Genomic DNA, 24,379 nt, shown 5'->3' with positions numbered 1-24,379 from the left:
GATGCCGCAATTATCCCTGATTCCAACCCTTCTCCGGGAGGTGTTCAGCGAGCGGACATTACCCCGCGAGCCTGAGCCTGATTTAGTCATGGACGATCCCGGGCAGGTGGCCGCTTATAGCGAGGCGGGCCGGGCCGACGGAGTAATGGCGGCCGCCTACCTGTTTCATTCCGCACGGATCTCTCAGGTGATCCAGGGTTGCCAGAAGGTGATTGATCTTGGTTGCGGTCCTGCCACGCAATTGGCGCAAGTCGCCGGACTTAATCCTCATATTTCCTTCCTAGGGATTGATCTCTCCCCCGCCATGCTGGAGAGCGCGGAAACTCATGTCCGAAATTTAGGTCTCTCTAATGTGAAGTTTTCCCAGGGCGATATCACCCGTCTGGAGGGTATGACGGACCACGCTGCCGATGGCGTCATAAGCACCATGGCCCTTCATCATCTTCCGACCCATACTCTTCTGAGGGACTGTTTCCGGGAAATCGAGCGTATTTTACGCCCTGGCGGCGCGCTCTATCTGGTCGATTTTGGGCGCCTGAAGTCACTTAAGTCTGTGCTATTTTTCGCCTACATGAACGCCCGGCATCAACCGCATCTTTTTTCGCTGGATTACGAACGTTCGTTGCGCGCCGCGTTTTTATTCGAAGACTTTCAGGTTGCTGCAAGGGGATGTCTTCCCCCTCATGCGACGGTTTACAGTACCTTCAAGATGCCTTTTCTTGTGCTGATCAAAAGCGATGACAAGCCGTTACCGGATGCGTTGCAGCAGCGGTTAAGAGAGATGCGTCAAAAGCTCCCGTCACGTTACCGCCGTGATCTGGACGATTTGCGCTTTTTCTTCCGGTTGGGCGGGTTAAGGAACGATCCGTTTCGTTAGGGAAACTCTGAAAAATATATCGCCAACCGCCAAGGCGCCAAGGTCACCAAGAAAAAAGGCTTGAATTTGTAAATAAAAGTCTTGGCGTTCTTGGCGTCTTGGCGGTTCAACATGCATAAATCAGAGCTTCCTTAGGAGTACGCGATTACTTTGGGTTCGCCTCCGGGGTATTCAAAAGGCTTGAAAGCGGACGCCTTATCGAACGGGATTCAACCCTGGCTGAGACGGGCCCTATCCGTCCCATGAAAAGCAGGTTATCGCTGTCCTGAATCCCGCACGCCTGGCTTAACTTGGCGGCCAAATGTTCCGCCTTGCGATGGATTGCGTTATCGGTTGTGAAGGCGATCTTATGTTTGCCATAATGGGCGAAACAGAGCGGCGCCAAGCCAGGCTGCATCACCAGTCCTATACGGGTTGCCGTCAACCAGAAACGTTGAAGCGCTTGGCCGGCCCTTACTAAAGAAGGTGTCTCGTCTCCGGCGGCGGGGGTGTTCTTGCGCGTTATACTAAAATGCGCGGAGCAAAACAGACCCGGCAGCAGGTCCAGCTCGACACGGGGAGTGACGGTGCCGCCGAGGAAGCGATTCATGAAATGCATCCTGGGCCAATCCTGCATTACCCATTTCATGGTCCTTAATGTGAGCGGATCAAGCCCAATCGCCTTAACAGGCACGCCTTCCATGCTGAATTCCCGTTCCCAATCGAGAATTCGCCGGTGCACCTCAAATGCCTCTCGAATGCGCAAGCGGACGTTGGTGGCAAGCATATTGATGCGCGCCATACGCCAGCGCTCACCAAGGGTTTCATGCCAGCGTATCTCGAGTTCATTGCCCAATGCTGCTGTCAACACCTGTTTTTGCTCTGGGGTAAGAGGGATCATCTTGTAGCGTCTGCGGTTCACCGAGCGTATGGCGAGAAAAGAAAGCAAGGGGTCTTCAGTTACCTCGGGGTGTACGGGAAGTTCAGCATTGATGGCGTGCTCATGCCTTCCGGTTTGCTGATACGCCCAAGTCAAGGATCGCCCAAAACGGGTAGCCGCGATTCGTATGCTTTCGAGCAAAAATCCTAAGGAAAGTAAAGAAGGCTGGCCATTGTTGTACTCGTAGACATTGGTGTCCGGTATGGTTACATGGATAGTGAGTTTGTCATCGGTTACGATGTCGAATCTCCACGGTTGGGCGTTATCGCCACTCGGCGCCCAGCGGGCCAGTTCGAGGATGTTTTCTATTTCTGATGGGAGTGGGGTGCTTGCTCCCGGCGGTGAATTTCTGGATAGCCGCGCATACATTCGATAGCCGATATGCCTCTTGAGAATTTGCATCGGGTTACGGTTGCCGCCAGGAAGCCAGCCGCGCACCCATTTTCCCTGGTAGGCGTCGAAATGATGGTAGTGAGGAGCTGCCCATACCTTGCCGCGTCCTAGCAGAATCTTGAGCGCTTCCACGCCGGCGACACCTGCGCATAACTGGCAGGCCATGACCGTTGAGGGTGCATCCCGTCCAGAGAGGCTGACGCGAGTGAGATCAACAAGGTAAGGCCGATGAAAGCCCTTGGGGCTCAAGCCAACCAGGAAATTTACATACTGATGCTCGGTTTCCAGTCCTTGCAGGCAAAAATAGTCCTCGAAGGTCATGCCGCCGGGCATGAAAACCAAGTAGGCGACGCCCATGCCCAGAGGGGCGGCGGTGATGGCAGGAATGCCTAGTTTGGCGCAGGCGGTAAAGGCAGCCCGGCGCGCCGGAAGGGCAAAAAAGTCCAGGCCGTCTACGTACAGGTCTACCTCTGTAAAAAATTCCGACAGGTTGTATTCATCAATGCCTGAGGGAAAGGGTTTGATGTTTATCTCAGGATTGATGCCCTTGGCCATGTCGGCCAACACTTCGACCTTGGGACGCCCGAGGCTGGAAAGCGTCGCCCCTGCCTGACGGTTGAAGTTGACCAGATCAAAGGTGTCGAAATCAGCAATATGAAAGGAGCCTATCCCCAAACGGGTCAAGGTCAATAGATGACTACCACCGACTCCGCCCAGGCCCGCAATGGCGATGCGTTTGGAACGAAGAACCGCTTGTTCCTGGGGAGTGACCCACCCGAGGTTGCGCGAAAACGCCTGATTGTAGGAAAACATGCCGAGTCTAGCGGTGGGCGGCCGTGAATAACAGCGATGAATTATCGGTCAGCTTGAAAGTGCTAACCGGTGGCTGATGCCTTCTTCCTCCGCCGGGGAGAAAAAGTAGGGGTAAAGTGATTTTTCAGATCTGGTGAGGCTCAATCTCCCGCCAAATTTTTGTATTTGTTGATGGGCATAATCAAGATCAAGCCATAACAATACGGCGGGTGCGTTTACTCGCTGATTGTGCTTTTCAGGGCCATATTGCTTAAACCCCAGCATTTTTTCGTAAAATTTGGCGTGGCGCGGGTTGACCTCAATAAATAAGTCGGTACTGTTATGAAGATTGTGTGCGTAGATGTAGGCTATATGGAACAGCGAGGCCAGGACCCGTTTCGATCTGACACCACCGTCTACCGCGAGTTTAGTGAATTCGCAAAGTTTACGGCTTTGTTTGCGGATAGGGTCGATCTCTTGCTTGTAAAGCTCGTCAACCAAAAGGCCAATGGAAGAATCAAACCCCAAGGTAATCGTGCCTATAATGTGATCATTCTTGTGGGCCACCAGTGTAATTCTGTTTGGAATCTCCCGGATAGGGGGTGAGGGAGTATAGCCTCTCCAAGAATACATTTTGTCGATGAGCATGTTGGCGGAGCTACGCTGACCATGCGTATCGGCAAGCCGGATTCTGAACGAGCCTCCTTTTACAGTAGGGTCGCTAGTATGTGTGGGATCCCACTCATCAAGTGGTAACGCATTAATCTCATACGGAGATTCAAAAGGTACTTCAACGATAGTGGTGGGTTTCATGCCGCGGCCCTCCCGTTTCCATAACGGCCAAGTTACTAGATGCATGTTCTGCACACCGTCACTAAACTTCAGCTCGCCCGGCGAGTCGTTAGATAAGCTGGTCAAGTGTTTAAGCATAGTTTATTTTGCTATCCCTTGGCCAGAAAGCGGTGTCTGGTATACGAATGCAGGATTTGTGCCAAATTTTCAATCTCATACAATTAAATAGAAAATTCATTTACTTCCAGAGAGATTCGGATATAGAATCTAAGTTCTTTGGGATGGTGAAGTGGCTTTTACTGCCCTTTAAAGAGGGACAGTTCGGGAAAGTCAAAGTTAAAGTCCATCTATTCGATAAGCTAGGAATAGCGGGCAAACAGTACCATAGCACAATATCTGCCTCAAGGGATGGCTTGATATTTGCTAGTCATAATTGGCATTTCTAGAGAGGGGTGAAGACAAGTGAAAATACAAATTTTTTCTATACGCCGGCTCCAAGCCTTGGGCTTCATGATTACGCTTTCCTTATTAGGGGGTTGCGGGACCCCTTACCCGCCCGGCCCCTCTTCTACCGCCAGCGTCCCTGCGCATGATTATTTGATTGGTCCGGGCGATAACGTGAATATCATCGTCTGGCGCAATCCTGAAGTATCCATGTCTGTTCCCGTCCGCCCCGACGGCAAGATCACGACGCCGCTTGTGGAAGACCTGCCGGCCACCGGGAGGACCTCCACGCAGTTGGCGCGTGAGATCGAAAAGGCCCTGTCAAAATATATTCAGGACCCGGTCGTCACGGTCATCGTGACCAATTTCGTGGGCCCGTACAGCGAGCAGATCCGCGTCGTCGGCCAGACCACCAAGCCGCAGTCGCTGCCCTATCGGGAGAATATGACGCTGCTGGATGTGATGATCGCCGTGGGCGGCTTGACCGAGTTCGCGGCGGGCAACAACGCGACCATCCTGCGTACGTCCGGCGGGAGGGAGCAGTTCGGCATTCGTTTGGACGATCTTATCAACGGCGGGGATATCTCGGCCAATGTTGAAGTCCGTCCGGGCGATGTGCTCATTATACCGGAGAGTTTTTTTTAAGCCTGGCTGGGCAACGCTCCCGCTGCCCAGCGCTGAGATTGCCGTTGGCCGAGTAGGCCCCCGATTTCACGCTTATAAGGTTCAGAATGCCAAGGAGAGTTTGCAGATGCATGATCTGATGGCCCAACTGCTATCTTACCTGAAGGGGATATGGCAGCATCGCTGGTATGTAATCATTGTGGCCTGGGTAGTGTCAGTCGCCGGCTGGGCGGTGGTCTATACCCTGCCCGACCGCTACGACGCATCGGCGCGCGTCTATGTGGACACGCAAACCATACTCAAGCCGCTGTTGTCGGGTATGGTGGTACAGCTCAACGTGGACCAACAGGTGGCCATGATGAGCCGGACCTTGTTGAGCCGTCCCAATCTGGAGAAGTTGGTCAGCATGGCGGATCTCGACATCACCGCGAAGACGGCGTCGGACAAGGAGTCGCTCATTGATGGGCTGGCCAGACAGATCGGGATTCAGAGCGCCGGCAGGGATAACCTCTATGTAATCAACTACGGTCATCGAAAGCCGGAAGTCGCCAAGCGGGTCGTACAGGCGTTATTGACGATCTTTGTCGAAGACAGCCTGGGGGATAAAAGAAAGGATGCGGATTCCGCCCGGCGTTTCATTGATGAGCAGATCAAGGCCTACGAGCAAAAGCTGATCGTGGCGGAAAACGCCTTGAGGGACTTCAAACGGCAGAATATGGGTATGATGCCGGGGGAGGGGAAAGATTATTTTGGCAGGATGGCTGGGGCCAGCGGTGATGTGAATCAGGCCAAGCTCGACTTGCGCGAGGCCGAAAGCGCGCGTGATGCTATTAAAAATCAACTGGCCGATGTAGAGTCCACCGCAATCGTTGATGAGCCGCCTCCAGCACCGGCAAATCCGGAGCTTGACGCGCGAATTCAAGAACTGACCAAAAATTTAGATGCCCTGCGTCTCCGGTATACGGAGCAGCATCCTGATGTTGTCACCACCAAACGCATCATTGAGCAACTGGAGACGCAGAAGAAGGAAGAGGCCAAACTGAATCCCCCCTCTTCCGGGACGCACAGTCAAGGCCAGACTACAAATCCTTTATACCAACAACTGTCCATCGCTTTGTCCGAGGCTGAGGCAAACGTGGCTTCGATGCAGGCCAGGGTAAAAGAGTACGAAAACCGTTACGAACAGCTTAAGGCTGCAGCGGACAGGGTGCCTCAAGTCGAGGCTGATCTCACTCAGCTCAACCGCGACTACTCGGTGCATAAGGAGAATTACGAAAAGCTGCTGGCGCGGCGAGAATCGGCGCAGATTTCAGGAGAACTCGATGCTACCAAGGGCGCGGTTGATTTCAGAATCGTTGATCCGCCTCGCGTGCCAATTACTCCCAGCGGGCCCAACCGCCCGCAGTTAATGTCGCTGGTTCTCCTGGGAGGCTTGATAGGCGGTCTCGCTCTGGCATTTTTTGTCAGTCAAGTACGACCTACCTTTAACGATCCCCGCACCTTGCGTGAGGTCACCGGCCTGCCCCTGCTGGGGATGGTTTCCATGACCTGGACCCGCCAGCAAAGCAGGAAATACAAGAACCGGCTCATCGCTTTTATTTTGTCCTTTTTGAGCTTGTTGGGCGCCTACGCGGCGATTATGGCAATGTTGTTTTTGACCGCCAAGCTTGCCTAGCGGCGTGGCAGGGGGACTTCTATGAGCATTATTGAAAAGGCGGCGGGCAAACTTGGAGAAACTGTAAAGCCGATTCAGCCGGCTTCTGACGGCGAAAAGATCGCGCGGGATCGTGACGAAAAAATAATCGAGGCCGCGATCAACAGGGAGAAGCTGGGTGATGGGGTGAAATCCCCTATGTCCGGCCAGCCGCCGGCCGAGCCGCAACGCGGGCCTACCCCTCGCCTGCCGGAACAGGCCTCTCGTCATGAGAATATCAATCTCGCCAAGTTACGGCAGGCGGGGATGATTACGCCAGACGGTGAGAGATCGCAGATCGCCGAGCAGTTCAGGCTGATTAAGCGTCCCTTGATTATGAACGCCTTTAACCAGGGCGCCGCGCCGGTCAAAAATGGCAACCTGATTATGGTGACCAGCTCTTTTCCCGGAGAAGGGAAAAGTTTTTGCTCGATCAACCTTGCGATGAGCATCGCCATGGAGATGGATCACAGGGTGCTCTTGGTGGATGCCGACGTCGCCAAGCCCTCCATTCCAAAGTTTTTCGGCTTTAAAGCGGATAAAGGGATCATGGATGTACTGCTCGACGAGCACGTTCAACTCTCCGATGTGCTGATCAGGACTAACGTCGAGAAGCTCTCCATCCTGCCCGCCGGACGGGGGCATCGCTACGCCACGGAGTTGTTGGCCAGTGAGGCCATGAACCGTTTGCTGCGGGATATGGCGCAGCGTTACCAGGACCGTATCATTATCTTTGACTCTCCACCGTTGCTGTCGACCACTGAGGCACGGGTTCTGGCCACTCACATGGGGCAGATCGTGATGATCGTCGAGGCGCAAAGGACGACCCACGAGGCGCTTAAGGAGGCGCTGCGTCAGATCGAATCCTGCGATGTCGTCAGTCTGTTGCTCAATAAGGGCAATGCGCTCACGGGTGCAGACTATTACGGCTACGGGCAGTATGGCGGCTATGGCAAATAATCACGACCGCCGCGGGATGCGAGCAGTTTCAGTTCACAAACCCACTGCGAGGCCCGGCCGGCTGGCCCTATCCTTTTCCTTTTGCTACACGGCGTTGTGTTCGTTATGGTTGATGGCGCCTGATGCGGATGCTGCGGATTGGCGCGTCACTCCACGCCTCAATCTGCGGGAAACCTATACCGACAATGTGGCGCTGGCGCCCAAGGGTCAAGAGCAGAGCGAGCTTGTCACTCAGATCAATCCCGGTGTTTCAGTGAGCAAAACGGGTAACCGGTTAAAGGTCAATGCGGCCTACACCCTGCAAACTCTGACCTATCTGCGCGACAGCCGCCGCAACAATACCAACCACCAGTTAAGCGCAAACGCGAACGCCGAGTGGGTGAAAGACTTCTTTTATACTGACGCGAGCGCATCCATTTCCCAGCAAAACATCTCGTTGCTGGGTGTACAGAGTTCCGATAATGTCAATGTTACGGGTAATCGCGCGGATGTAAGGACTTACCGGATCAGCCCCTATATCCGCAGCAGGTTGGGAAACTTTGCAAATTATCTGGTGCGGTACACGCATAATGCAGCCAGCACCAGCGCAGCCGGCATATCGGACAGCCAGTCCGACCGCGTCAATGCCGAGTTAAATAGCGCCAGGGCCTTCTATAAATTGGGCTGGCGGCTGCTTTATAGCAAGGAATATGTAAACAACACAAAATTTCAGGACTATCAGAGAGAGAGATTCTCGGGTGAGTTGCGCTATTTGTTGAGCCGTAAGCTGAGTCTGGTGGGTTCTTATGGTTATGAGAATAACACCTTCTTGACCCTCGGACCCAAACCAGAGGGATCCTTCTGGGACGCCGGTTTTGCCTGGACGCCGACCATACGGACCAAGCTTGAAGCCCGTTTCGGCAGGCGCTATTTTGGGGATACCTATCTTCTCGATTATAGCCAGCGGAGCCGCCGCACGGTCTGGTCCGTCAGTTACACCGAAGACATTACGACTACACTTTCGCAGTTCTTTATCCCGACGGCTGTTGATATCGCCAGCCTGTTGGACAGCCAATTCAGCTCGGCCATTCCGGATCCGCTAATTCGTGCGCAGTTTATCGAAGATTTTATCGTTCAGAACGGATTGCCGCGCACCGTGGCGGGGTCGCTTAACTTTCTCACCAATCGGGCGTTTTTGCAAAAACGCCTGCAGGCCGCGGTGAGTCTGAACGGCGTGAGGAACACCATGGTCTTCAGCCTTTTCAATGTAGACCGCACCTCACAGACGGCCGGAGTTCCAAACGGCGCTCCGGGCAGCGATGATTTTTTACTGAGCGGCAATATCAAACAGTTCGGCGCCAGCGCCTTTTGGAATTCACGCCTGACGCCACGCACCAGCTCAAACCTCGGCGTCTCATACTCTCGCAACGAGTTCAAGAATACGGGGCGGCAGGACGACCTGGCGACGGTCAGGCTGGGTGTACGCACGCGTCTGGCGAAAAAAATGAACGGTTCTGCGGATCTGCGCCACACGGAGCGTGACTCTAGTGAGGCCGGTAATGACTATAAAGAGAATGCCCTTACGGTATCACTGGATATGAGGTTCTAAGGCAGACACGCTTTTATGTATGAGGCATTCTATAACCTCCATGCCAAACCCTTCCAGCTAAATCCCGACCCTCGATTCTTCTACGGCAGCCGCGGACACATGCGCGTGATGTCGTACCTGGAATACGGTTTGCATCAGGGCGAGGGATTCATCGTCATCACCGGTGAGATCGGCGCCGGGAAAACCACCCTGGTGCGCAATCTGTTTCGCAAACTGGATACGGAACATGTGGTGGCGGCCAATCTGGTCAGCACTCAACTCGATGCGGATGACACGCTGCGCATGGTGGTGGCCGCATTCGGCCTTCCGCACGAAGATGCCAGCAAGGCGATCCTGCTGAAAAAGCTGGAGGCGTTTTTGCTGTCGCTGCACAATCAGGGGAAGCGGGCGTTGCTGGTGGTTGACGAGGCGCAAAACCTGACCCCCCGCGCCGTGGAAGAATTGCGCATGCTGTCCAACTTTCAATGCGGCGAAAAATCTCTGCTGCAAAGTTTTCTGCTCGGTCAGCCGGAGTTTCGCAATACCCTGCAGGGCGAAGACATGCAGCAACTGCGGCAGCGGGTCATCGCCTCTTACCACCTTGGGCCGATGGATGAGCCGGAAACCAGGGCCTATATCGAACATCGGTTACAGACTGCGGGATGGAAGGGTGATCCCTCCTTCAGTGCGGATGCGTTCAGTGCGATTTATAACTATACCGGCGGCATCCCCCGCAAGATTAATACCCTGTGCGACCGGCTGATGCTGCTGGGTTATCTGGAGGATATGCACGCCCTTGACCAGGCAGCGGTTAAAGAAGTCATCGTGGATCTCGTTGGCGAAGTAGGCGGCACTGGCGAACCTCGAAGCTATGATTCGGATATCGAGGCAAGCGTTCTTCGTGAGGAAAAGGAGCTGGAGATACAGTCGAATTTGGCCAGACTCGAAGACAGGATTTCCCAAATGGAGAAATCCGTCATCAAGGTGCTGAAGCTGTTGCGGGAAATTCTGGCTCTACCCAGTGTGGAGCGGCTCCGCAAAGAGGGCCAGTGATGGGTCATTCGATTTCTCGCGGCGGTCCTGTCTCCAAGATTTTATGTGTGGTGGGCGCACGCCCCAACTTTATGAAAATTGCGCCCGTTATGGCCGCAATGAAAAAAAGCCAGTCCTTCGATCTGCATCTGGTGCACACCGGCCAGCACTATGATGCTGCGATGAACCATCAGTATTTCGAGGCGCTGGATATCCCGCGGCCCGATACGAATCTAGAGGTGGGATCGGCCAGCCATGCGGTGCAGACCGCTGAGATTATGCGCCGCTTTGAGCCGGTGCTGGATCAGGAGAGGCCCGCAGCGGTCTTGGTAGTCGGCGACGTAAATTCCACCCTGGCCTGCGCGCTGGTTGCGGCTAAAAAGGGCGTGCCGGTGGTGCACGTCGAGGCGGGTCTGCGCAGCTACGATCGCGCCATGCCCGAGGAGATCAATCGGGTGCTGACCGATCAGATCTCCGATCTCTTGTTCATCACCGAACGAGGCGCGCGCGACAATCTGTTGCGCGAGGGCGTTGAAGCGTCACGCATCCACTTCGTCGGCAATGTGATGATAGATACGTTGCACCACAATCTGAAACAAGCCGTTCCGCCCTTGCAAATTCTACAGCTTGCCGGAAAGGGAGATTTTCTGAACGGCCGCGCGGAGTATGCGGTGCTGACGCTGCATCGCCCCTCCAATGTGGACGATGCCTCGATCTTGAAAAATCTGCTGTTGGCCGTCCGCGAGATCAGCCTGCAGGCGCCTGTGATCTTCCCCATGCATCCGCGTACCCGGACCATGATAGAGCAATTCTCGTTAACACCCATTCTGGATGTCCCCTCCGTGGCCTGTCTGCCGCCCATCGGCTATCTGGAAATGCTGGGACTGATGAAAGACGCCCGCTTGGTGCTCACCGATTCCGGGGGGATCCAGGAAGAGACCACTGCCTTGGGCGTGCCCTGCATCACCTTAAGAAATAATACGGAGCGGCCGATAACAGTGGATGAGGGCACCAACACCGTTGTGGGGCAGGACCCAAAACGCATCCTGGCGGTATTCGACGATATCGTGCGGCAGGGCGGCAAGGCGGGCAGAATTCCGGAGTTGTGGGACGGCCGGGCGTCGCTGCGTATCGCCGAGGTGATGCACGAGTGGCTGAGTAATGATGCCGGCAAGCTGAGCGTGGCTAATTCAAATTGATCTTCCCGAGATGGTAACCGCTCATGACGAACACCGTAACCCCGACGCCGGTACGAAACGCGATGACGATAGACGTCGAGGATTACTTCCAGGTTTCGGCCTTCGCCCCGTATATTTCCCGCGCAACATGGCACAACCAGCCCTGCCGGGTGGAGCGCAATGTGGACGCGATACTCGCCATGCTGGACGACCACGGGGTGCACGCCACGTTCTTCACGCTCGGCTGGCTGGCGCAACGCTATCCCGATTTGATACGCAGGATAATCGCCCAGGGCCATGAACTGGCCAGTCATGGTTACGACCATTACCGTGCGACGGAACAGAACCGCGGTGAGTTCCTGGAGGATATTACCCGCACCAAGCATCTCTTGGAGGATATCGGTGGCGTAGAGGTCAAAGGCTATCGCGCGCCCAGTTTTTCTATAGGCGAAAACAATCTGTGGGCGTTGCAATGCCTGCAGGAGGCGGGATACCGCTACAGCTCCAGCATTTATCCTATCCGGCATGATCACTACGGTATGCCGAATGCGCCGCGTTTCGCATTTCATCCCAGCGAAGGTCAAGGGTTGCTGGAGGTGCCGGTCACGACGATCAGGCTGTTCAACCGCAAGCTGCCTATCGGCGGAGGCGGGTACTTCCGTTTGCTGCCTTATTATCTTTCGCGCTGGTGCATGCGGCAGGTCAATCGGTCCGACGGCCAGGCCTGCATCTTCTATTTTCACCCCTGGGAGATAGATCCCGACCAGCCGCGCCTGCCGGGCATCAGTCACAAGACCCGCTTTCGTCACTATTTGAATCTAAGGCGCATGGAGCCGCGGCTGAGATCGCTGCTCAAGGACTTCCTGTGGGACAGGATGGACAGGATATTTCTGGCGCCATGAGGCCTATGCAAGATATTGCCCGTTCGGGAGGCGGTCATGACTGCCTTGGCCCAGGATGAGCGCGGGGTCGCGCGTCATTCGCCCGCTACGCAAGTGGTAATCAAGGACCTGCAACCCGCCGGTGTCGCCCGCTGGGAGGCGTTTGTCGAGGCTGCCCCCGGCGCCACGTTCTTTCATCGCGCCGGTTGGAAGACGGTTATTGAACGCGCCTTTGGGCATCGCACTCATTTTCTCTACGCCGAGTCGGGCGGCCGTATTGTAGGCATACTGCCGCTGGCCGAGGTGAAGAGCCGGTTGTTCGGTCACAGCCTGGTGAGTCTGCCGTTCTGCGTCTATGGCGGGATTGTGGCCGAGACGCAGGCCGCCCGGCAGTCGCTCGACCAGGCGGGACAGGCGCTGGCCGCGCGCTTGAAGGTAGACCATCTGGAATACCGCAATCTCGCGCCGCAACACCCTGATTGGGTATGCAAGGATTTGTATGTCACCTTCAGAAAGCCGATAGATTCCGATGAGGAAAAGAACATGCTCGCCATTCCGCGCAAGCAGCGTGCGATGGTGCGCAAGGGAATAAAGGCTGGCCTCGCGAGCGGGATTGATGAGGATGTAGACCGCTTTTTTAGCGCCTATTCACAGAGCGTGCACCGGCTCGGTACGCCGGTATTCGCCAAAAATTATTTCGCTATCCTTAAGGAAGTATTCGGAACCGGCTGTGAGATCTTGACGGTGACCCTGGACGGACGCGTGATCAGCAGCGTGCTCAACTTTTATTTTCGCGACGAGGCGCTGCCGTACTACGGCGGCGGCACCGACCAGGCGCGCGACGTCGCCGGCAACGATTTCATGTATTGGGAGGTCATGCGCCGCGCCGCTGCGCGGGGCTGCAAAACATTCGATTACGGCCGCAGCAAACGCGGTACGGGCTCATACGATTTCAAGATAAACTGGGGTTTCGAGCCGCAGCCGCTGCATTATGAGTACAAACTCTACCGCGCCAAGGCAGTGCCGGATCACAACCCCCTCAACCCGAAATATCAATTATTCATCAAATTATGGCAGCGATTACCGTTGCCGCTGGCCAATCTGATCGGCCCCTACGTTGTAAAAAATCTGGGTTAGGGCGATGCAGGACGTGCTCTACCTTACCCATCGCATCCCTTATCCTCCCAACAAAGGGGACAAGGTGCGGTCTTACCATTTCCTGAAATATTTGTCCGCCCGCTACCGTGTCCATCTCGCCACCTTTGTGGACGATGCCGATGACTGGCGGCACGTCGAGACGGTGCGCAAACTTTGCGGCGAATCTCATTTCGCCGGCCTCAATCCCGTCACCGCGAGAATCAGCAGCCTCACGGGGCTGATCCGGCGCGCGCCGTTGAGTCTTTTTTATTATCGGGACGAGCGACTACAGCGCTGGGTGAGTGACCTATTGAGCCGGTTGCCTGTCAGAAATATCGTGGTGTTTTCCTCGGTCATGGCGCAGTATGCGATGCGCGCCGGGGAAGCCCGCCGTATTGTAGATTTTGTTGACGTGGACTCGGACAAGTGGAAGCAGTACGCGCTGACTAAACCCTGGCCGCTCAGTTTGATATACAAGCGCGAGGCCGAGCAGTTGTTGCGTTATGAGCGCGAGGTGGCGCAAGCCTTCGACGCCTCGGTATTTGTGTCGGACGCCGAAGCTGAATTGTTCAGACAACTTGCGCCGGAGAGCGCAGCCAAGACCTATGCCATTCACAACGGGGTGGACGCGGAGTATTTCTCGCCGCGGAGAGACTATGCAAATCCTTATGGCGCCGCTGAACGTGTGTTAGTCTTTACCGGCGCGATGGACTATTGGCCCAACGTGGATGCCGCAGTATGGTTTGCGCGCAAGGTATTTCCGGTGGTGCGTGCGAGGCGGCCGGACAGCCGGTTTTACATTGTGGGTGCGCGGCCGGTCCCTGCCGTGAAGAAGTTGGCGGAACTGCCTGGCGTCGTTGTCACCGGCGCGGTAGCCGATATCCGCCCTTATCTTGCCCATGCAGAGATCGCCGTCGCGCCGCTGCGTATCGCTCGGGGCATACAAAACAAGGTGCTGGAGGCGATGGCGATGGCCAAGCCGGTGATCGCCTCGGTCGAGGCAGCCGAGGGTATTTCCGCGAGTGTGGGCGAGGAATTGCTGGTCGCGGCGGGAGAGGGTGAGTTTATATCCAAAATCGCCACATTGCTTGAAGACGACAGCGGAACCGCCATGGGCCGGGCCGGGCGTGAGCGAGTGCTCGCCGGTTATTCTTGGGATACCAATATCGGCGAGATTGAAAACTTGGTTAAAGCCTGATTCCAGGTTCAAGCTTTTTTCACCGCAGAGGACGCAGAGAAGCACAAAGGAACATACACAAACCATCAAGGATGTAGAGGGATAACATCGAAAAGGTTTGTTTTTTCTCCGCGTCCTCTGCGGTGAATCGTTTTTTTTGTTGTTTTGAATGAAAATTGGAATAACACCATGAAGACAGCGGAACCGCCATGGGCCGGGCCGGGCGTGAGCGAGTGCTCGCCGGTTATTCTTGGGATACCAATATCGGCGAGATTGAAAGCTTGGTTAAGGCCTGATTCCAGGGTCAAGCTTTTTTTCACCGCAGAGGACGCAGAGAAGCACAAAGGAACATACACAAACCATCAAGGATGTAGAGGGATAACATCGAAAGGGTTTGTTTTTTCTCCGCGTCCTCTGCGGTGAATCGTTTTTTTTGTTGTTTTGAATGAAAATTGGAATAACACCATGAAGATTGAATCAGGGCTGGTTACATCGGCGCCGCTGGACCCGGCCGCACAGCGCAGGGCTTGGCTGCTTGCGGCGGTCGTGACGACCTTCGTAATGCTCTGGCTGTTCGTGTGGTATAAGGAGACCGTGTTCTCCGCCGTGGCCATCTGGATGCGTTCGGAGACTTTCGCGCACGGTTTCTTGATTTTCCCCATCAGCGCCTATCTCATCTGGACTCGTCGGCGATCGGTGTTGGCGCTCAGGCCGGAGCCGAGCTACTGGCCGTTGTTGTTGTTAGGGGTGACCGGATTTGTTTGGCTGCTGGCCGGGTTGGCCGACGTGAAGGTGGTGCAGCAATACAGCCTGGTGTTGATGATCCCGCTGCTGGTCTGGACCCTCCTCGGCGGCAAGATAGTCTGGGAGCTTGCCTTCCCGTTACTGTTTTTACTGTTCGCGGTTCCGTTCGGGGAAATATTTCTCCCTCCCTTGATGGCGTTCACCGCCGACTTTACAGTTGCCGCATTGCAACTGACCGGTATACCGGTATATCGCGAAGGTTTGTTTTTCACCATACCCAGCGGACAGTGGTCGGTGGTCGAGGGCTGTAGCGGCCTGCGTTATCTTATCGCCTCGTTGACGCTGGGTTGTCTCTATGCCTACCTCACCTACCGTACCTTGTGGAAGCGTTTACTGTTTGTGCTCCTGTCGATCGTCGTGCCGATATTCGCCAACGGACTGCGCGCCTACATGATCGTAATGATCGCCCACCTGAGCGACATGAAACTGGCGCTGGGTGTGGATCATTACCTTTACGGCTGGGTGTTTTTCGGTCTGGTCATACTGCTGTTGTTCTGGATGGGCTCGTTCTGGCGCGAAGACGACAAGGAGATCGGCACCCTCGAAAGATCTGTTCCCCCGCGGGAATTTGACAAGCCTGTCCCGTTGCGGGGCATGGTGATTGCGGCGGTCTTCGCCATGGCGATTTCCGCGCTGTGGCCGGGTTACGCAGCCCATCTGGAGGACAAGCCAATCTCTACCGCAGGATTGGACATGCCTGTTCCCGCCCCGGCGGGAGGCTGGCAGGCACAGAGCACCCCGCTTTCGGGCTGGCGGCCGGAGTACGCCCACCCGGATGCCTCCATCATGCAGACTTACCGTAAAGGCGATCAGACCGTGAGCGTCTATCTGGGCTATTATCGGACCCAGCGGCAGGGCGCGGAGCTGGTGACCTCGACCAACGTCATGGTGCACCAGAAACACCCGGTGTGGAGCAAGGTTGGCGAAGGCTATCGAACTATTGTGCTGGCCGGTCGGCAGGAGCGCGTGGTGCAGACCAAGTTGCGCTCCCCTGCGCAGCGCCTGCTGGTGTGGAACTGGAACCGGATTCAGGAGCAGGATACCGTTAACCCTTATCTGGCCAAACTGCTGCTCGCCAAGACCAGGCTGTTCGGCGGACGGGGCGAGGGCGCCGCGATTATTATCGCCGCGCCCTATGATGAACAACCGGAAGAGGCGGCGTCCGTGTTGCAAGCCTTTCTCAACGATATGCTGCCGGGCATGGAAGCGAGCCTCAAGGATGTATCGCATCAGTAGGCCCGGCGCCCGGGGTTGGCGTTACTCACCGGCAGGCATGGACGAGGTATGAGACAAGCGCCGCTTATCACGCATGTGATCCACCACTTCGACGTGGGCGGTCTGGAAAATGGCTTGGTGAACCTGATCAACCGCATGCCCGCAGACCGCTACCGGCACGCGGTCGTGTGTCTGGATGGGTATACCGATTTTCGCAAGCGCATTGAACGCGAAGATGTGCGGTTTTACGCCCTGGACAAGCAGCCGGGGCACGACCTGGGGCTTTACTGGCGGCTGTGGCGGTTGTTGCGGCAATTGCGGCCGGACATCGTGCACACGCGCAACCTGTCCGCCCTGGAAGGTCAGTTCGTGGCGGGCCTGGCGGGTGTGAGCGCCAGAATTCACGGCGAACACGGGCGGGACGTATTCGATCTGCATGGCCGCAGCCGCAAGTACAACCTGCTGCGCAAGCTGGCGCGCCCGCTGGTGCACCGCTACATCGCCCTGAGCCGGGACCTCCAGGGCTGGCTGGTGCAGACCGTGGGTGTGCCGCCGGAGCGTATTGCCCAGATCTACAATGGGGTGGACAGCGCGCGCTTTCATCCGCGCGAGGGTGAACGCAGCCCCATCGGCCCGCCCGGATTTCTGCGCGACGGGGAAATCGTGATCGGCAGCGTGGGCCGGATGGTCGAGGTGAAGGATTACCCGACGCTGGTGCGCGCATTTCTTCAGATTTTGGAGAGGGAGCCGGCGGCAAGAGGGCGGCTGCGCCTGGTCATCGCGGGTGACGGCCCCAGCCGCGCGTCTTGTCTAGGGCAATTGCAGGCCGCAAACGCCGCAGACCTGGCGTGGCTGCCTGGTGAGCGGGCGGACGTGCCGGAGATCATGCGGGCCTTGGATGTGTTTGTATCGCCTTCGCTCGGAGAAGGCATCTCCAACACCATCCTCGAGGCCATGGCGAGCGGCCTGCCCGTGGTGGCCACGCGAGTGGGGGGGAACCCCGAGCTGGTCGAGGCAGGGCGTACCGGACAACTGGTCCCGCCGGGTGATCCTCACGCGATGGCGGAGGCGTTGAGCTACTATTTGGGGAATCCTGAAGAACGCAGAAGGCAGGGTCTTGCCGCGCGCGAGTGGGCCGCGCGCCTTTTTAGTATCGAGGCCATGGCGCAGAATTATATGAATGTCTATGACCGGCTGCTGCAGGGCGGAGATCATGGACGGGTTGGCGGTTTCAGAAGGAGCGACGATGATAGGGGCGGCTGGGCTTAAGAGTAGTGCGGACCTGGTCAAACCCATGAAAGCGAAGTAGCCCTCTTGCATTTTATATCAGAACTGGAATAATAACGGATGAAGCCGTTAAGGTGGATTGGCGATAGCCTACAAGCTGTCCGTGAATTCTCAGACGAGGCCCGGCGCGAGACAGGCTTCGAACTCAACGAGATACAAAAAGGCAGGGAGCCGTCAGACTGGAAGTCTATGCCCAGCATCGGGCTTGGCGTGAAAGAAGTTCGCATTCGTGCCGAAAATCAGTACAGGGTCATTTACGTGGCAAAGTTTGCTGAAGCAGTCTATATACTCCACGCCTTTGCCAAGAAGACGCAACAAACGGCGAAGCGCGATATTGACTTGGCAACCCAGCGCTACCGTGAATTGGTGAATCAGAGGAAATCGTCATGAAAAAAAAATTGAAAATCACAGAGGGTAGCGGAAACGTCTTCCGTGACCTTGGTTTTCCAGATGAAGAAGCGCAAAACCTTTTGCTGCGCTCGGAGCTGATGGCGAAGGTGCGCGATCTGGCCAAAGGGGTGACCCAGGAGAAAGCGGCGCACACGCTGGGTATTACCCAGCCCCGCCTTAATCTGCTGCTCAAGGGAAAGATCGACAAGTTCAGTTTAGACGCTTTGGTTAATATACTCGCCAAGGCTGGAATGCGCGTCAAGCTAACTGTCAAAAAAGCCGCTTAGCATTAAAGGTCAGTGCCCTGGCGGCAACTAGTGACATATGAAGCTCCATGTTGGGTTTCGTGCCTAGTCCAACGCAGTTGAACAGAAGGGAAGCACGATGTGCGGCATAGTTGGTCTATTTGATACACATGCGCAGCGCGAGATGGATCGCCCGCTGCTGGAGCGGATGAATCAGTCTCAGTTTCATCGTGGGCCAGACGAAGGCGGTGTGCATTTCGAGCCTGGCCTGGGACTAGGGCACCGGCGGCTCTCGATCATTGATCTCTCCAGCGGACAGCAACCCCTGTTCAATGAAGACGGCAGCGTGGTGGTGGTATTCAACGGGGAGATCTATAACTTCCCGGACTTGATGGAGGAATTGAAGAAACTCGGTCACACCTTTCGCACCCACTGCGATACCGAAGTCATCGTCCATGCCTGGGAACAGTGGGGCGAGGCCTGTGTGCAGCGCTTTCGCGGGATGTTCGCCTTCGGTCTATGGGATCGTAACCGGCACATCCTTTTTCTCGCGCGCGACCGCCTGGGCGTGAAGCCGCTGTACTATGCGGCGCTTCCCGACGGTACCTTCCTGTTTGGGTCGGAACTCAAATCCCTGCTGGTTCATCCCGGCTTGCAGCGCGAGCTGGATCCCTTTGCCATTGAGGACTATTTCGCATACGGCTATGTTCCTGAGCCGCGCACGATATTCAAACACGCACTGAAACTTTCACCGGGCCATACACTCACCCTGCAACGAGGACAACCCTGGGCGCAGCCCAAACAATATTGGGATATATCTTTCAAGTCCGGCCCGGCTATCCCGGAACAAGACGCGCGCGAAGAGCTGATAGTCAGATTGCGCGAAGCCGTTAAAATCCGTTTGATCTCGGAAGTCCCGTTGGGCGCCTTTCTTTCCGGGGGTGTGGACTCGAGCGCGGTGGTGGCGATGATGGCGGGCCTCTCGACGGAACCGGTCAATACCTGTTCCATCTCCTTTGGCGACCCGGCGTTCAATGAATCTGCTTATGCGCAACAGGTGGCGGATCGTTACCGCACCCGCCATCGTGTCGAACAGGTGGATAAAGACGACTTCGATCTGGTGGATCGGCTGGCCATGCTGTACGACGAACCCTATGCAGACAGTTCCGCCATCCCGACTTACCGCGTCTGCGAACTGGCGCGCAAAACGGTGACGGTGGCGCTGTCGGGCGACGGCGGCGACGAAAATTTTGCCGGTTACCGGCGCTACCGCTATCACCTTTATGAAGAACGGCTGCGGAGTTTGCTGCCGTTGGCCTTGCGCCGGCCGCTATTCGGCGCGATGGGCAGGCTGTATCCGAAGGCGGACTGGGCGCCGAAGCTGTTCCGCGCCAAGTCAACCCTTGAGGCGTTGGCGCGCGATTCGGCGGCGGGCTATTTTCACAGTGTTTCCGTCATGAGCGATGACATGCGGAGCAAATTATTCAGCGATAAGTTTCGCGCCGACCTGCAAAATTACACCGCCCTTGAAGTCTTGCGCAGCCACGCCGCGCGCGCGCCCACGGATGAGCCGCTGTCTTTCGTGCAATATCTTGATATGAAGACCTACCTGGTCGGCGATATCCTGACCAAGGTGGACCGAGCCAGCATGGCGCACGCCCTCGAGGTGCGCGAGCCCTTGCTGGACCACCCGTTGATGGAATGGCTGGCTAGCTTATCTCCTGCACTCAAGCTGCGCGGCGGGGAGGGAAAATATCTGCTCAAAAAATCGCTGGAGCCTTATTTGCCAAACGAGATTCTGTACCGGACGAAAATGGGCTTTTCCGTACCTTTGGCAAGCTGGTTTCGTGGTCCTTTGAGGCAAAAGGTGCGCGACAGTGTACTCGGCGCGACGCTGGCGGACACGGGGCTGTTTAATCCGAACTTTCTGCACCAGATGGTTGAGCAGCACCAGTCGGGGTTGCGTGATTACGGTGCGCCGCTCTGGTCGTTGCTGATGTTCGAATCATTCCTGCGCAACGTCATGGGCGCGCAGGCCGCTCCCGCACTGAAGGCCGCCGTCTGAGCCATGCGCATCTTGCACATCCTCGATCACTCGATTCCGCTGCACAGTGGTTACACCTTCCGCACGCTTTCGATTCTCGAGCAGCAGCGGGCGCTGGGATGGGAGACGTTTCACCTCACCGGTCCCAAGCAAGAAGGCTGTAACGTGATGGAAGAAGAGGTGGACGGCTGGCACTTTTACCGTACCTCCCCGGCCAACGGGATATTCACCGGGCTGCCCGGCTTGAAGGAAATTGCACTGATGGGCGGGACCACGCAGCGGCTGGAAGAAGTGGTGCACCGCATCAAGCCACATGTGCTGCACGCCCATTCGCCGGTGTTGAACGCCATCCCGGCGCTCAGGGTGGCGCGCCGTTTGAATATCCCCGTGGTATATGAAGTCAGGGCCTTCTGGGAAGACGCCGCTGTGGATCATGGCACCAGCAGGGAAGGGGGGCTGCGCTACCGGCTGACCCGCGCCATGGAGACCTATGTGCTCAAACGGGTGGACGCCGTGACCACCATCTGTGAGGGCCTCCGCAGCGATATCGTCGCGCGTGGCATACCGGAACATAAGGTGACCGTCATTCCCAACGCCGTGGACATCATAAAATTTTCCAGAGATACGACCGTTGACCTTGCCCTCAAGCGCACGCTCGGTTTGGAAGATTGTCTGGTTTTTGGATTCATCGGTTCCTTCTACGCCTATGAAGGGCTTGCGGTATTACTGAGGGCCTTGCCGTTGATGCTCAGAGATTTTCCACGCGCCCGTGTTCTGTTGGTAGGCGGCGGGCCGCAAGAAGAGGCGCTAAAACAGCTTGCCACGGAATTGGGCGTGCAAGATAAAGTAATCTTTACCGGGCGTGTGCCGCATAATAATGTGCAGCGCTACTATGATCTGATAGATGTGCTGGTTTATCCGCGCCTCTCCATGCGTCTTACCGATCTTGTGACTCCCCTCAAACCCCTGGAGGCGATGGCGCAAGGACGCTTGATCGCCGCCTCCGGCGTGGGCGGTCACTGCGAACTCATTCGTGACGGAGAAACCGGCGTCCTGTTCAAGGCCGATGATCCCGATGCTCTTGCGGCGAAGGTGCTCGACCTGATCGAACACCCCGAACGCTGGCCCGCTCTCAAATCCGCCGCGCGCCGATTTGTAGAGACCGAACGCAACTGGAAGGTCTCCGTCGCCCGTTACCAAGGCATCTACGAACACCTTACGGCACAGGCGCGCTATGGCTGAATCACCGCGCTTGGTGGTATTCACCACTCTGTTCCCCCATCCCGGGCAACCTAGCGCCGGGCTCTTCATCCGCGAGCGCATGTTCCGCGTGGGTAAGATATTGCCCCTTACCGTGGTGGCGCCCGTGCCATGGTTTCCGCTGCAAAGATTGATCCGCGGATGGCGTCCTCATTTTCGTCCCGACGCGCCCCGGCATGAAATTCAGGACGGCATCGAAGTCCTCCACCCGCGCTTTTTTTCCGTGCCGGGGCTGTTCAAATCCCTGGACGGCCTGTTCATGGCCTTGGGAAGCTTGCCGACCCTGCTGCGCCTGAAACGGCGTTTTGCATTTGACGTGATTGACGCGCATTTTGCCTACCCCGACGGTTATGCCGCCACGCTGCTCGGTAAATGGCTCAAGGCGCCGGTAACGATCACCCTGCGCGGCACCGAAGTGCCCCTGGCGAGGGATCCGGGCCGGCGCAGGGGTATCGTCGCCGCGCTTTCCGGAGCGGCGCGGGTGTTCTCGGTGTCCGAATCGCTCAAGCGTCACGTGGCGGGTTTGGGCGCCGATGCCGGCAAAATTCGCGTGGTGGGCAACGGGGTGGATACCGTCAAGTTCAGTCCGATTGAACGGGGTGAGGCAAGGCGCAGGCTGAACCTAGCACCGGATGTCCCGATAATGGTTTCGGTGGGTGCGCTGACGGAACGCAAAGGGTTCCACCGGGTCATCGAGGGGCTGCCGGTACTGGTGAAAAAATTCCCCAATCTGATTTACCTGATCATAGGAGGCGCCGGCCCGGAAGGGAACTGGGGCGAAAAGCTGCGGGCGCAGGCCGCACAATTGGGTCTCGCGGACCACGTCATCTTTCTTGGGGCATTATCTCCCGACGAGTTGAAGTTCCCCCTGTCCGCAGCGGATGTCTTCGTGCTCGCCACGCGCAACGAGGGTTGGGCCAACGTGTTTCTCGAAGCCATGGCCTGCGGCTTGCCCGTGGTCACCACCGATGTAGGCGGCAACCGCGAAGTGGTGACAACTTCCGATTTAGGCACGATAGTCGAATTTGGCGATGGCCCGGCGCTGGAGCGCGCCCTTGCCGATGCCTTGCGCAAGAGTTGGGATCGCAGCGCCATCGTGGACTATGCCCGGGCCAATTCCTGGGACAGTCGGGTCAACGTGCTGGTGGAGGAATTTTCCGCGCTTACCGGAAACCCACCAAAGGACAAGAAACAAGCAACCGGCGCCAGGGGCCGGGTTGCGTGATGCAAACAACCATGGTTAGTTCCTTGCTCACCCGCCGCGTTATTTACCCCCTGCACGAGAGGCTGCTCAAACGGCCCACGTTTCGCTACCTCGCCGAACTGGAGCAAACCCAATGGTGGTCCCGCGTAGCCATCGAACAACTGCAGCTTAAAAAGCTGAAAATATTGCTACAGACCGCGTTGGCGCACAGCCCCTGGCACGCGGAACGGATCCGCGCCGCCGGATTGGATGTGGCGCCCGATTCCGCGCCGTTGACCCTGGCCGATTTGCGCCGCTTGCCTACCATGACCAAACAGGACGCCCAAGAACATGGCGAGGCGATGCGCTGGGCCGGCGTACCCGGCGGCGCGTTCAAATACAACACCGGCGGCTCCAGTGGACAACCGCTGATTTTTTACTACGGCCGGAGCCGCCAGGCCTCCGACGCCGCGGGCCGCATCCGTGCGCGGCGCTGGTGGGGCGTGGACGTGGGCGACCGGGAAGTGTATCTGTGGGGCGCGCCGGTGGAGCTTGACAAAACCGACCGGATCAAAACCCTGCGCGATCGGTTGCTGAACCAGTTGGTGCTGAATGCCTTCGAGATGTCTCCCGCCAACATGGACGCTTATATACGTGCCATACAAGCCTACCAGCCCAAGTGCATCTACGGTTACGCGAGCAGCATCGCCCTGCTGGCGGCGCGCGCCCGCGATCGCGGCGTGCGACTCAAGCTGCCCGGCTTGAAGGTGGTATGCACCACCGGCGAACCGCTCTATCCCTATCAACGTGAACTTATCCGGGAAGTATTCGACGTGCCCGCCGCCAATGAGTTCGGCAGCCGCGACATCGGTTTCACCGCCCACGAAGCCCCCGGGGGTCAACTATTGCTCATGAGCGAAAGCATCCTTTTGGAGGTGCTGGATGCAACCGGAAGTCCGGCCCGCCCGGGTGAGATGGGCGAAGCCGTCATCACCGGCTTGTGCTCGGAGGCCCAGCCTTTCATCCGCTACCGCACCGGCGATAGGGTGCGGATGGCGGACGGTCCCTGCACCGGCGGACGCGGGCTGCATGTGATCGCCGAAGTAGCCGGGCGCAACACGGATTTCGTCGTGCGCGCGGACGGCGCCATCATGCATGCGCTTGCCCTCATCTATGTGCTGCGCGCGGTGGAAGGCGTGGCGGAATTCAAACTGATCCAGCATACGCCTGAGGACATGGAAGTTCTGGTGGTGCCGGGCCGGGGCTTCGGCCCGGATCGGCAGGGCCAAATTGAAAGCGGGATCAGGGCGCGAATGGGAGACTCTGTGCGCGTGACCATACGGCTCATGGAACGCATCCCCGTGGAGGCGTCCGGAAAATATCGTTATGTGGTGAGCCATGTCCCCTTGCAGGCCGGCCTGGAGTCCGCGCGGGCGGCGCACGCCACGGGCAACGGGTACAATTAGGTCGGACAAGAATCTCGCC

Annotated in this window: 21 protein-coding genes; 18 read left to right on the top strand and 3 right to left on the bottom strand. The window is 57.0% G+C overall.

Going from position 1 to position 24,379, the window contains the following annotated elements:
* The first annotated feature begins 1 nt into the window (after position 1).
* Positions 2 to 877 carry a class I SAM-dependent methyltransferase gene (locus tag HY028_08120; GenBank protein ID MBI3344801.1) on the top strand — a complete coding sequence of 292 codons (876 nt, stop codon included), beginning with the start codon at positions 2 to 4 and terminating at the stop codon, positions 875 to 877.
* Between the two features lie 145 nt (positions 878 to 1,022).
* On the opposite strand, the gene HY028_08115 is transcribed toward HY028_08120, so the two are convergent.
* Complete coding sequence (locus tag HY028_08115; protein MBI3344800.1) at positions 1,023 to 3,002, bottom strand: ThiF family adenylyltransferase; 1,980 nt, start codon at positions 3,000 to 3,002, stop codon at positions 1,023 to 1,025.
* A 48-nt stretch (positions 3,003 to 3,050) separates the two neighbouring features.
* Entirely contained in the window at positions 3,051 to 3,614 is a 564-nt protein-coding gene (locus HY028_08110) for an N-acetyltransferase (protein ID MBI3344799.1), read from the bottom strand.
* Between the two features lie 669 nt (positions 3,615 to 4,283).
* Here HY028_08110 and HY028_08105 point away from each other — a divergent pair.
* The 9 genes from HY028_08105 (at position 4,284) to HY028_08065 (ending at position 14,487) form a co-directional block, all read left to right on the top strand.
* Positions 4,284 to 4,862 (top strand): polysaccharide biosynthesis/export family protein, encoded by a 579-nt coding sequence (locus HY028_08105; protein MBI3344798.1) that lies wholly within the window; start codon positions 4,284 to 4,286, stop codon positions 4,860 to 4,862.
* A gap of 106 nt (positions 4,863 to 4,968) precedes the next feature.
* Entirely contained in the window at positions 4,969 to 6,516 is a 1,548-nt protein-coding gene (locus HY028_08100; protein MBI3344797.1) for a chain length-determining protein, read from the top strand.
* 21 nt (positions 6,517 to 6,537) lie between these two features.
* Positions 6,538 to 7,494 (top strand): tyrosine-protein kinase family protein, encoded by a 957-nt coding sequence (locus HY028_08095; GenBank protein MBI3344796.1) that lies wholly within the window; start codon positions 6,538 to 6,540, stop codon positions 7,492 to 7,494.
* Positions 7,484 to 9,082 (top strand): TIGR03016 family PEP-CTERM system-associated outer membrane protein, encoded by a 1,599-nt coding sequence (locus tag HY028_08090; GenBank protein ID MBI3344795.1) that lies wholly within the window; start codon positions 7,484 to 7,486, stop codon positions 9,080 to 9,082. Before HY028_08095 ends, HY028_08090 begins: the two co-directional genes overlap by 11 nt.
* A gap of 15 nt (positions 9,083 to 9,097) precedes the next feature.
* Complete coding sequence (locus HY028_08085) at positions 9,098 to 10,114, top strand: AAA family ATPase (protein ID MBI3344794.1); 1,017 nt, start codon at positions 9,098 to 9,100, stop codon at positions 10,112 to 10,114.
* A complete protein-coding gene (wecB, locus tag HY028_08080; protein ID MBI3344793.1) occupies positions 10,114 to 11,292 on the top strand; it encodes a UDP-N-acetylglucosamine 2-epimerase (non-hydrolyzing) in 1,179 nt (392 codons plus the stop codon). The genes HY028_08085 and wecB overlap by 1 nt, the downstream gene beginning before the upstream one ends.
* A 62-nt stretch (positions 11,293 to 11,354) precedes the next feature.
* Positions 11,355 to 12,173: a DUF3473 domain-containing protein gene (locus HY028_08075; protein MBI3344792.1), complete on the top strand. Its 819-nt coding sequence runs from the start codon at positions 11,355 to 11,357 to the stop codon at positions 12,171 to 12,173.
* Positions 12,174 to 12,209: 36 nt separating this feature from the next.
* Positions 12,210 to 13,289, top strand: a complete 1,080-nt coding sequence (locus HY028_08070; GenBank protein ID MBI3344791.1) for a FemAB family PEP-CTERM system-associated protein — start codon at positions 12,210 to 12,212, stop codon at positions 13,287 to 13,289.
* A gap of 4 nt (positions 13,290 to 13,293) precedes the next feature.
* Positions 13,294 to 14,487: a TIGR03087 family PEP-CTERM/XrtA system glycosyltransferase gene (locus HY028_08065; protein MBI3344790.1), complete on the top strand. Its 1,194-nt coding sequence runs from the start codon at positions 13,294 to 13,296 to the stop codon at positions 14,485 to 14,487.
* Between the two features lie 65 nt (positions 14,488 to 14,552).
* Here the strand turns inward: HY028_08065 and HY028_08060 are convergent, their stop codons facing one another.
* Complete coding sequence (locus HY028_08060; GenBank protein ID MBI3344789.1) at positions 14,553 to 14,786, bottom strand: hypothetical protein; 234 nt, start codon at positions 14,784 to 14,786, stop codon at positions 14,553 to 14,555.
* Positions 14,787 to 14,931: 145 nt separating this feature from the next.
* On the opposite strand from HY028_08060, the gene xrtA reads away from it, so the two are divergent.
* From xrtA to HY028_08020, 8 genes are all read left to right on the top strand, one after another.
* Positions 14,932 to 16,506, top strand: coding sequence for an exosortase A (xrtA, locus tag HY028_08055; GenBank protein ID MBI3344788.1), 1,575 nt, complete (start codon positions 14,932 to 14,934; stop codon positions 16,504 to 16,506).
* Positions 16,507 to 16,554: 48 nt separating this feature from the next.
* A complete protein-coding gene (locus HY028_08050; GenBank protein ID MBI3344787.1) occupies positions 16,555 to 17,754 on the top strand; it encodes a TIGR03088 family PEP-CTERM/XrtA system glycosyltransferase in 1,200 nt (399 codons plus the stop codon).
* Between the two features lie 78 nt (positions 17,755 to 17,832).
* Entirely contained in the window at positions 17,833 to 18,162 is a 330-nt protein-coding gene (locus tag HY028_08045) for a type II toxin-antitoxin system RelE/ParE family toxin (GenBank protein MBI3344786.1), read from the top strand.
* Positions 18,159 to 18,449, top strand: a complete 291-nt coding sequence (locus tag HY028_08040; GenBank protein MBI3344785.1) for an XRE family transcriptional regulator — start codon at positions 18,159 to 18,161, stop codon at positions 18,447 to 18,449. Before HY028_08045 ends, HY028_08040 begins: the two co-directional genes overlap by 4 nt.
* A 97-nt stretch (positions 18,450 to 18,546) precedes the next feature.
* Positions 18,547 to 20,472 (top strand): amidotransferase 1, exosortase A system-associated, encoded by a 1,926-nt coding sequence (locus HY028_08035; GenBank protein ID MBI3344784.1) that lies wholly within the window; start codon positions 18,547 to 18,549, stop codon positions 20,470 to 20,472.
* Positions 20,473 to 20,475: 3 nt separating this feature from the next.
* Complete coding sequence (locus HY028_08030; GenBank protein ID MBI3344783.1) at positions 20,476 to 21,693, top strand: glycosyltransferase, exosortase A system-associated; 1,218 nt, start codon at positions 20,476 to 20,478, stop codon at positions 21,691 to 21,693.
* Positions 21,686 to 22,936: a glycosyltransferase gene (locus HY028_08025; protein MBI3344782.1), complete on the top strand. Its 1,251-nt coding sequence runs from the start codon at positions 21,686 to 21,688 to the stop codon at positions 22,934 to 22,936. Before HY028_08030 ends, HY028_08025 begins: the two co-directional genes overlap by 8 nt.
* An 11-nt stretch (positions 22,937 to 22,947) precedes the next feature.
* A complete protein-coding gene (locus HY028_08020; protein ID MBI3344781.1) occupies positions 22,948 to 24,360 on the top strand; it encodes a phenylacetate--CoA ligase family protein in 1,413 nt (470 codons plus the stop codon).
* Positions 24,361 to 24,379: the final 19 nt, after the last annotated feature.

It is taken from the genome of Gammaproteobacteria bacterium, assembly GCA_016195665.1.
In the GTDB taxonomy this organism is placed as follows: Bacteria; Pseudomonadota; Gammaproteobacteria; order SURF-13; family SURF-13; genus JACPZD01.
Note: the sequence above shows the minus strand (reverse complement) of the source record. Positions and strands in the feature narration are given on the sequence as shown.

Bases quoted from the DNA above. Each gene is read 5' to 3' on its own strand.
- HY028_08120 (MBI3344801.1), top strand. From the start codon at position 2: ATGCCGCAATTATCCCTGATTCCAACCCTTCTCCGGGAGGTGTTCAGC.
- HY028_08115 (MBI3344800.1), bottom strand. From the start codon at position 3,002: ATGTTTTCCTACAATCAGGCGTTTTCGCGCAACCTCGGGTGGGTCACT.
- HY028_08110 (MBI3344799.1), bottom strand. From the start codon at position 3,614: ATGTATTCTTGGAGAGGCTATACTCCCTCACCCCCTATCCGGGAGATT.
- HY028_08105 (MBI3344798.1), top strand. From the start codon at position 4,284: ATGATTACGCTTTCCTTATTAGGGGGTTGCGGGACCCCTTACCCGCCC.
- HY028_08100 (MBI3344797.1), top strand. From the start codon at position 4,969: ATGCATGATCTGATGGCCCAACTGCTATCTTACCTGAAGGGGATATGG.
- HY028_08095 (MBI3344796.1), top strand. From the start codon at position 6,538: ATGAGCATTATTGAAAAGGCGGCGGGCAAACTTGGAGAAACTGTAAAG.
- HY028_08090 (MBI3344795.1), top strand. From the start codon at position 7,484: ATGGCAAATAATCACGACCGCCGCGGGATGCGAGCAGTTTCAGTTCAC.
- HY028_08085 (MBI3344794.1), top strand. From the start codon at position 9,098: ATGTATGAGGCATTCTATAACCTCCATGCCAAACCCTTCCAGCTAAAT.
- wecB (MBI3344793.1), top strand. From the start codon at position 10,114: ATGGGTCATTCGATTTCTCGCGGCGGTCCTGTCTCCAAGATTTTATGT.
- HY028_08075 (MBI3344792.1), top strand. From the start codon at position 11,355: ATGACGATAGACGTCGAGGATTACTTCCAGGTTTCGGCCTTCGCCCCG.
- HY028_08070 (MBI3344791.1), top strand. From the start codon at position 12,210: ATGACTGCCTTGGCCCAGGATGAGCGCGGGGTCGCGCGTCATTCGCCC.
- HY028_08065 (MBI3344790.1), top strand. From the start codon at position 13,294: ATGCAGGACGTGCTCTACCTTACCCATCGCATCCCTTATCCTCCCAAC.
- xrtA (MBI3344788.1), top strand. From the start codon at position 14,932: ATGAAGATTGAATCAGGGCTGGTTACATCGGCGCCGCTGGACCCGGCC.
- HY028_08050 (MBI3344787.1), top strand. From the start codon at position 16,555: ATGAGACAAGCGCCGCTTATCACGCATGTGATCCACCACTTCGACGTG.
- HY028_08045 (MBI3344786.1), top strand. From the start codon at position 17,833: ATGAAGCCGTTAAGGTGGATTGGCGATAGCCTACAAGCTGTCCGTGAA.
- HY028_08040 (MBI3344785.1), top strand. From the start codon at position 18,159: ATGAAAAAAAAATTGAAAATCACAGAGGGTAGCGGAAACGTCTTCCGT.
- HY028_08035 (MBI3344784.1), top strand. From the start codon at position 18,547: ATGTGCGGCATAGTTGGTCTATTTGATACACATGCGCAGCGCGAGATG.
- HY028_08030 (MBI3344783.1), top strand. From the start codon at position 20,476: ATGCGCATCTTGCACATCCTCGATCACTCGATTCCGCTGCACAGTGGT.
- HY028_08025 (MBI3344782.1), top strand. From the start codon at position 21,686: ATGGCTGAATCACCGCGCTTGGTGGTATTCACCACTCTGTTCCCCCAT.
- HY028_08020 (MBI3344781.1), top strand. From the start codon at position 22,948: ATGGTTAGTTCCTTGCTCACCCGCCGCGTTATTTACCCCCTGCACGAG.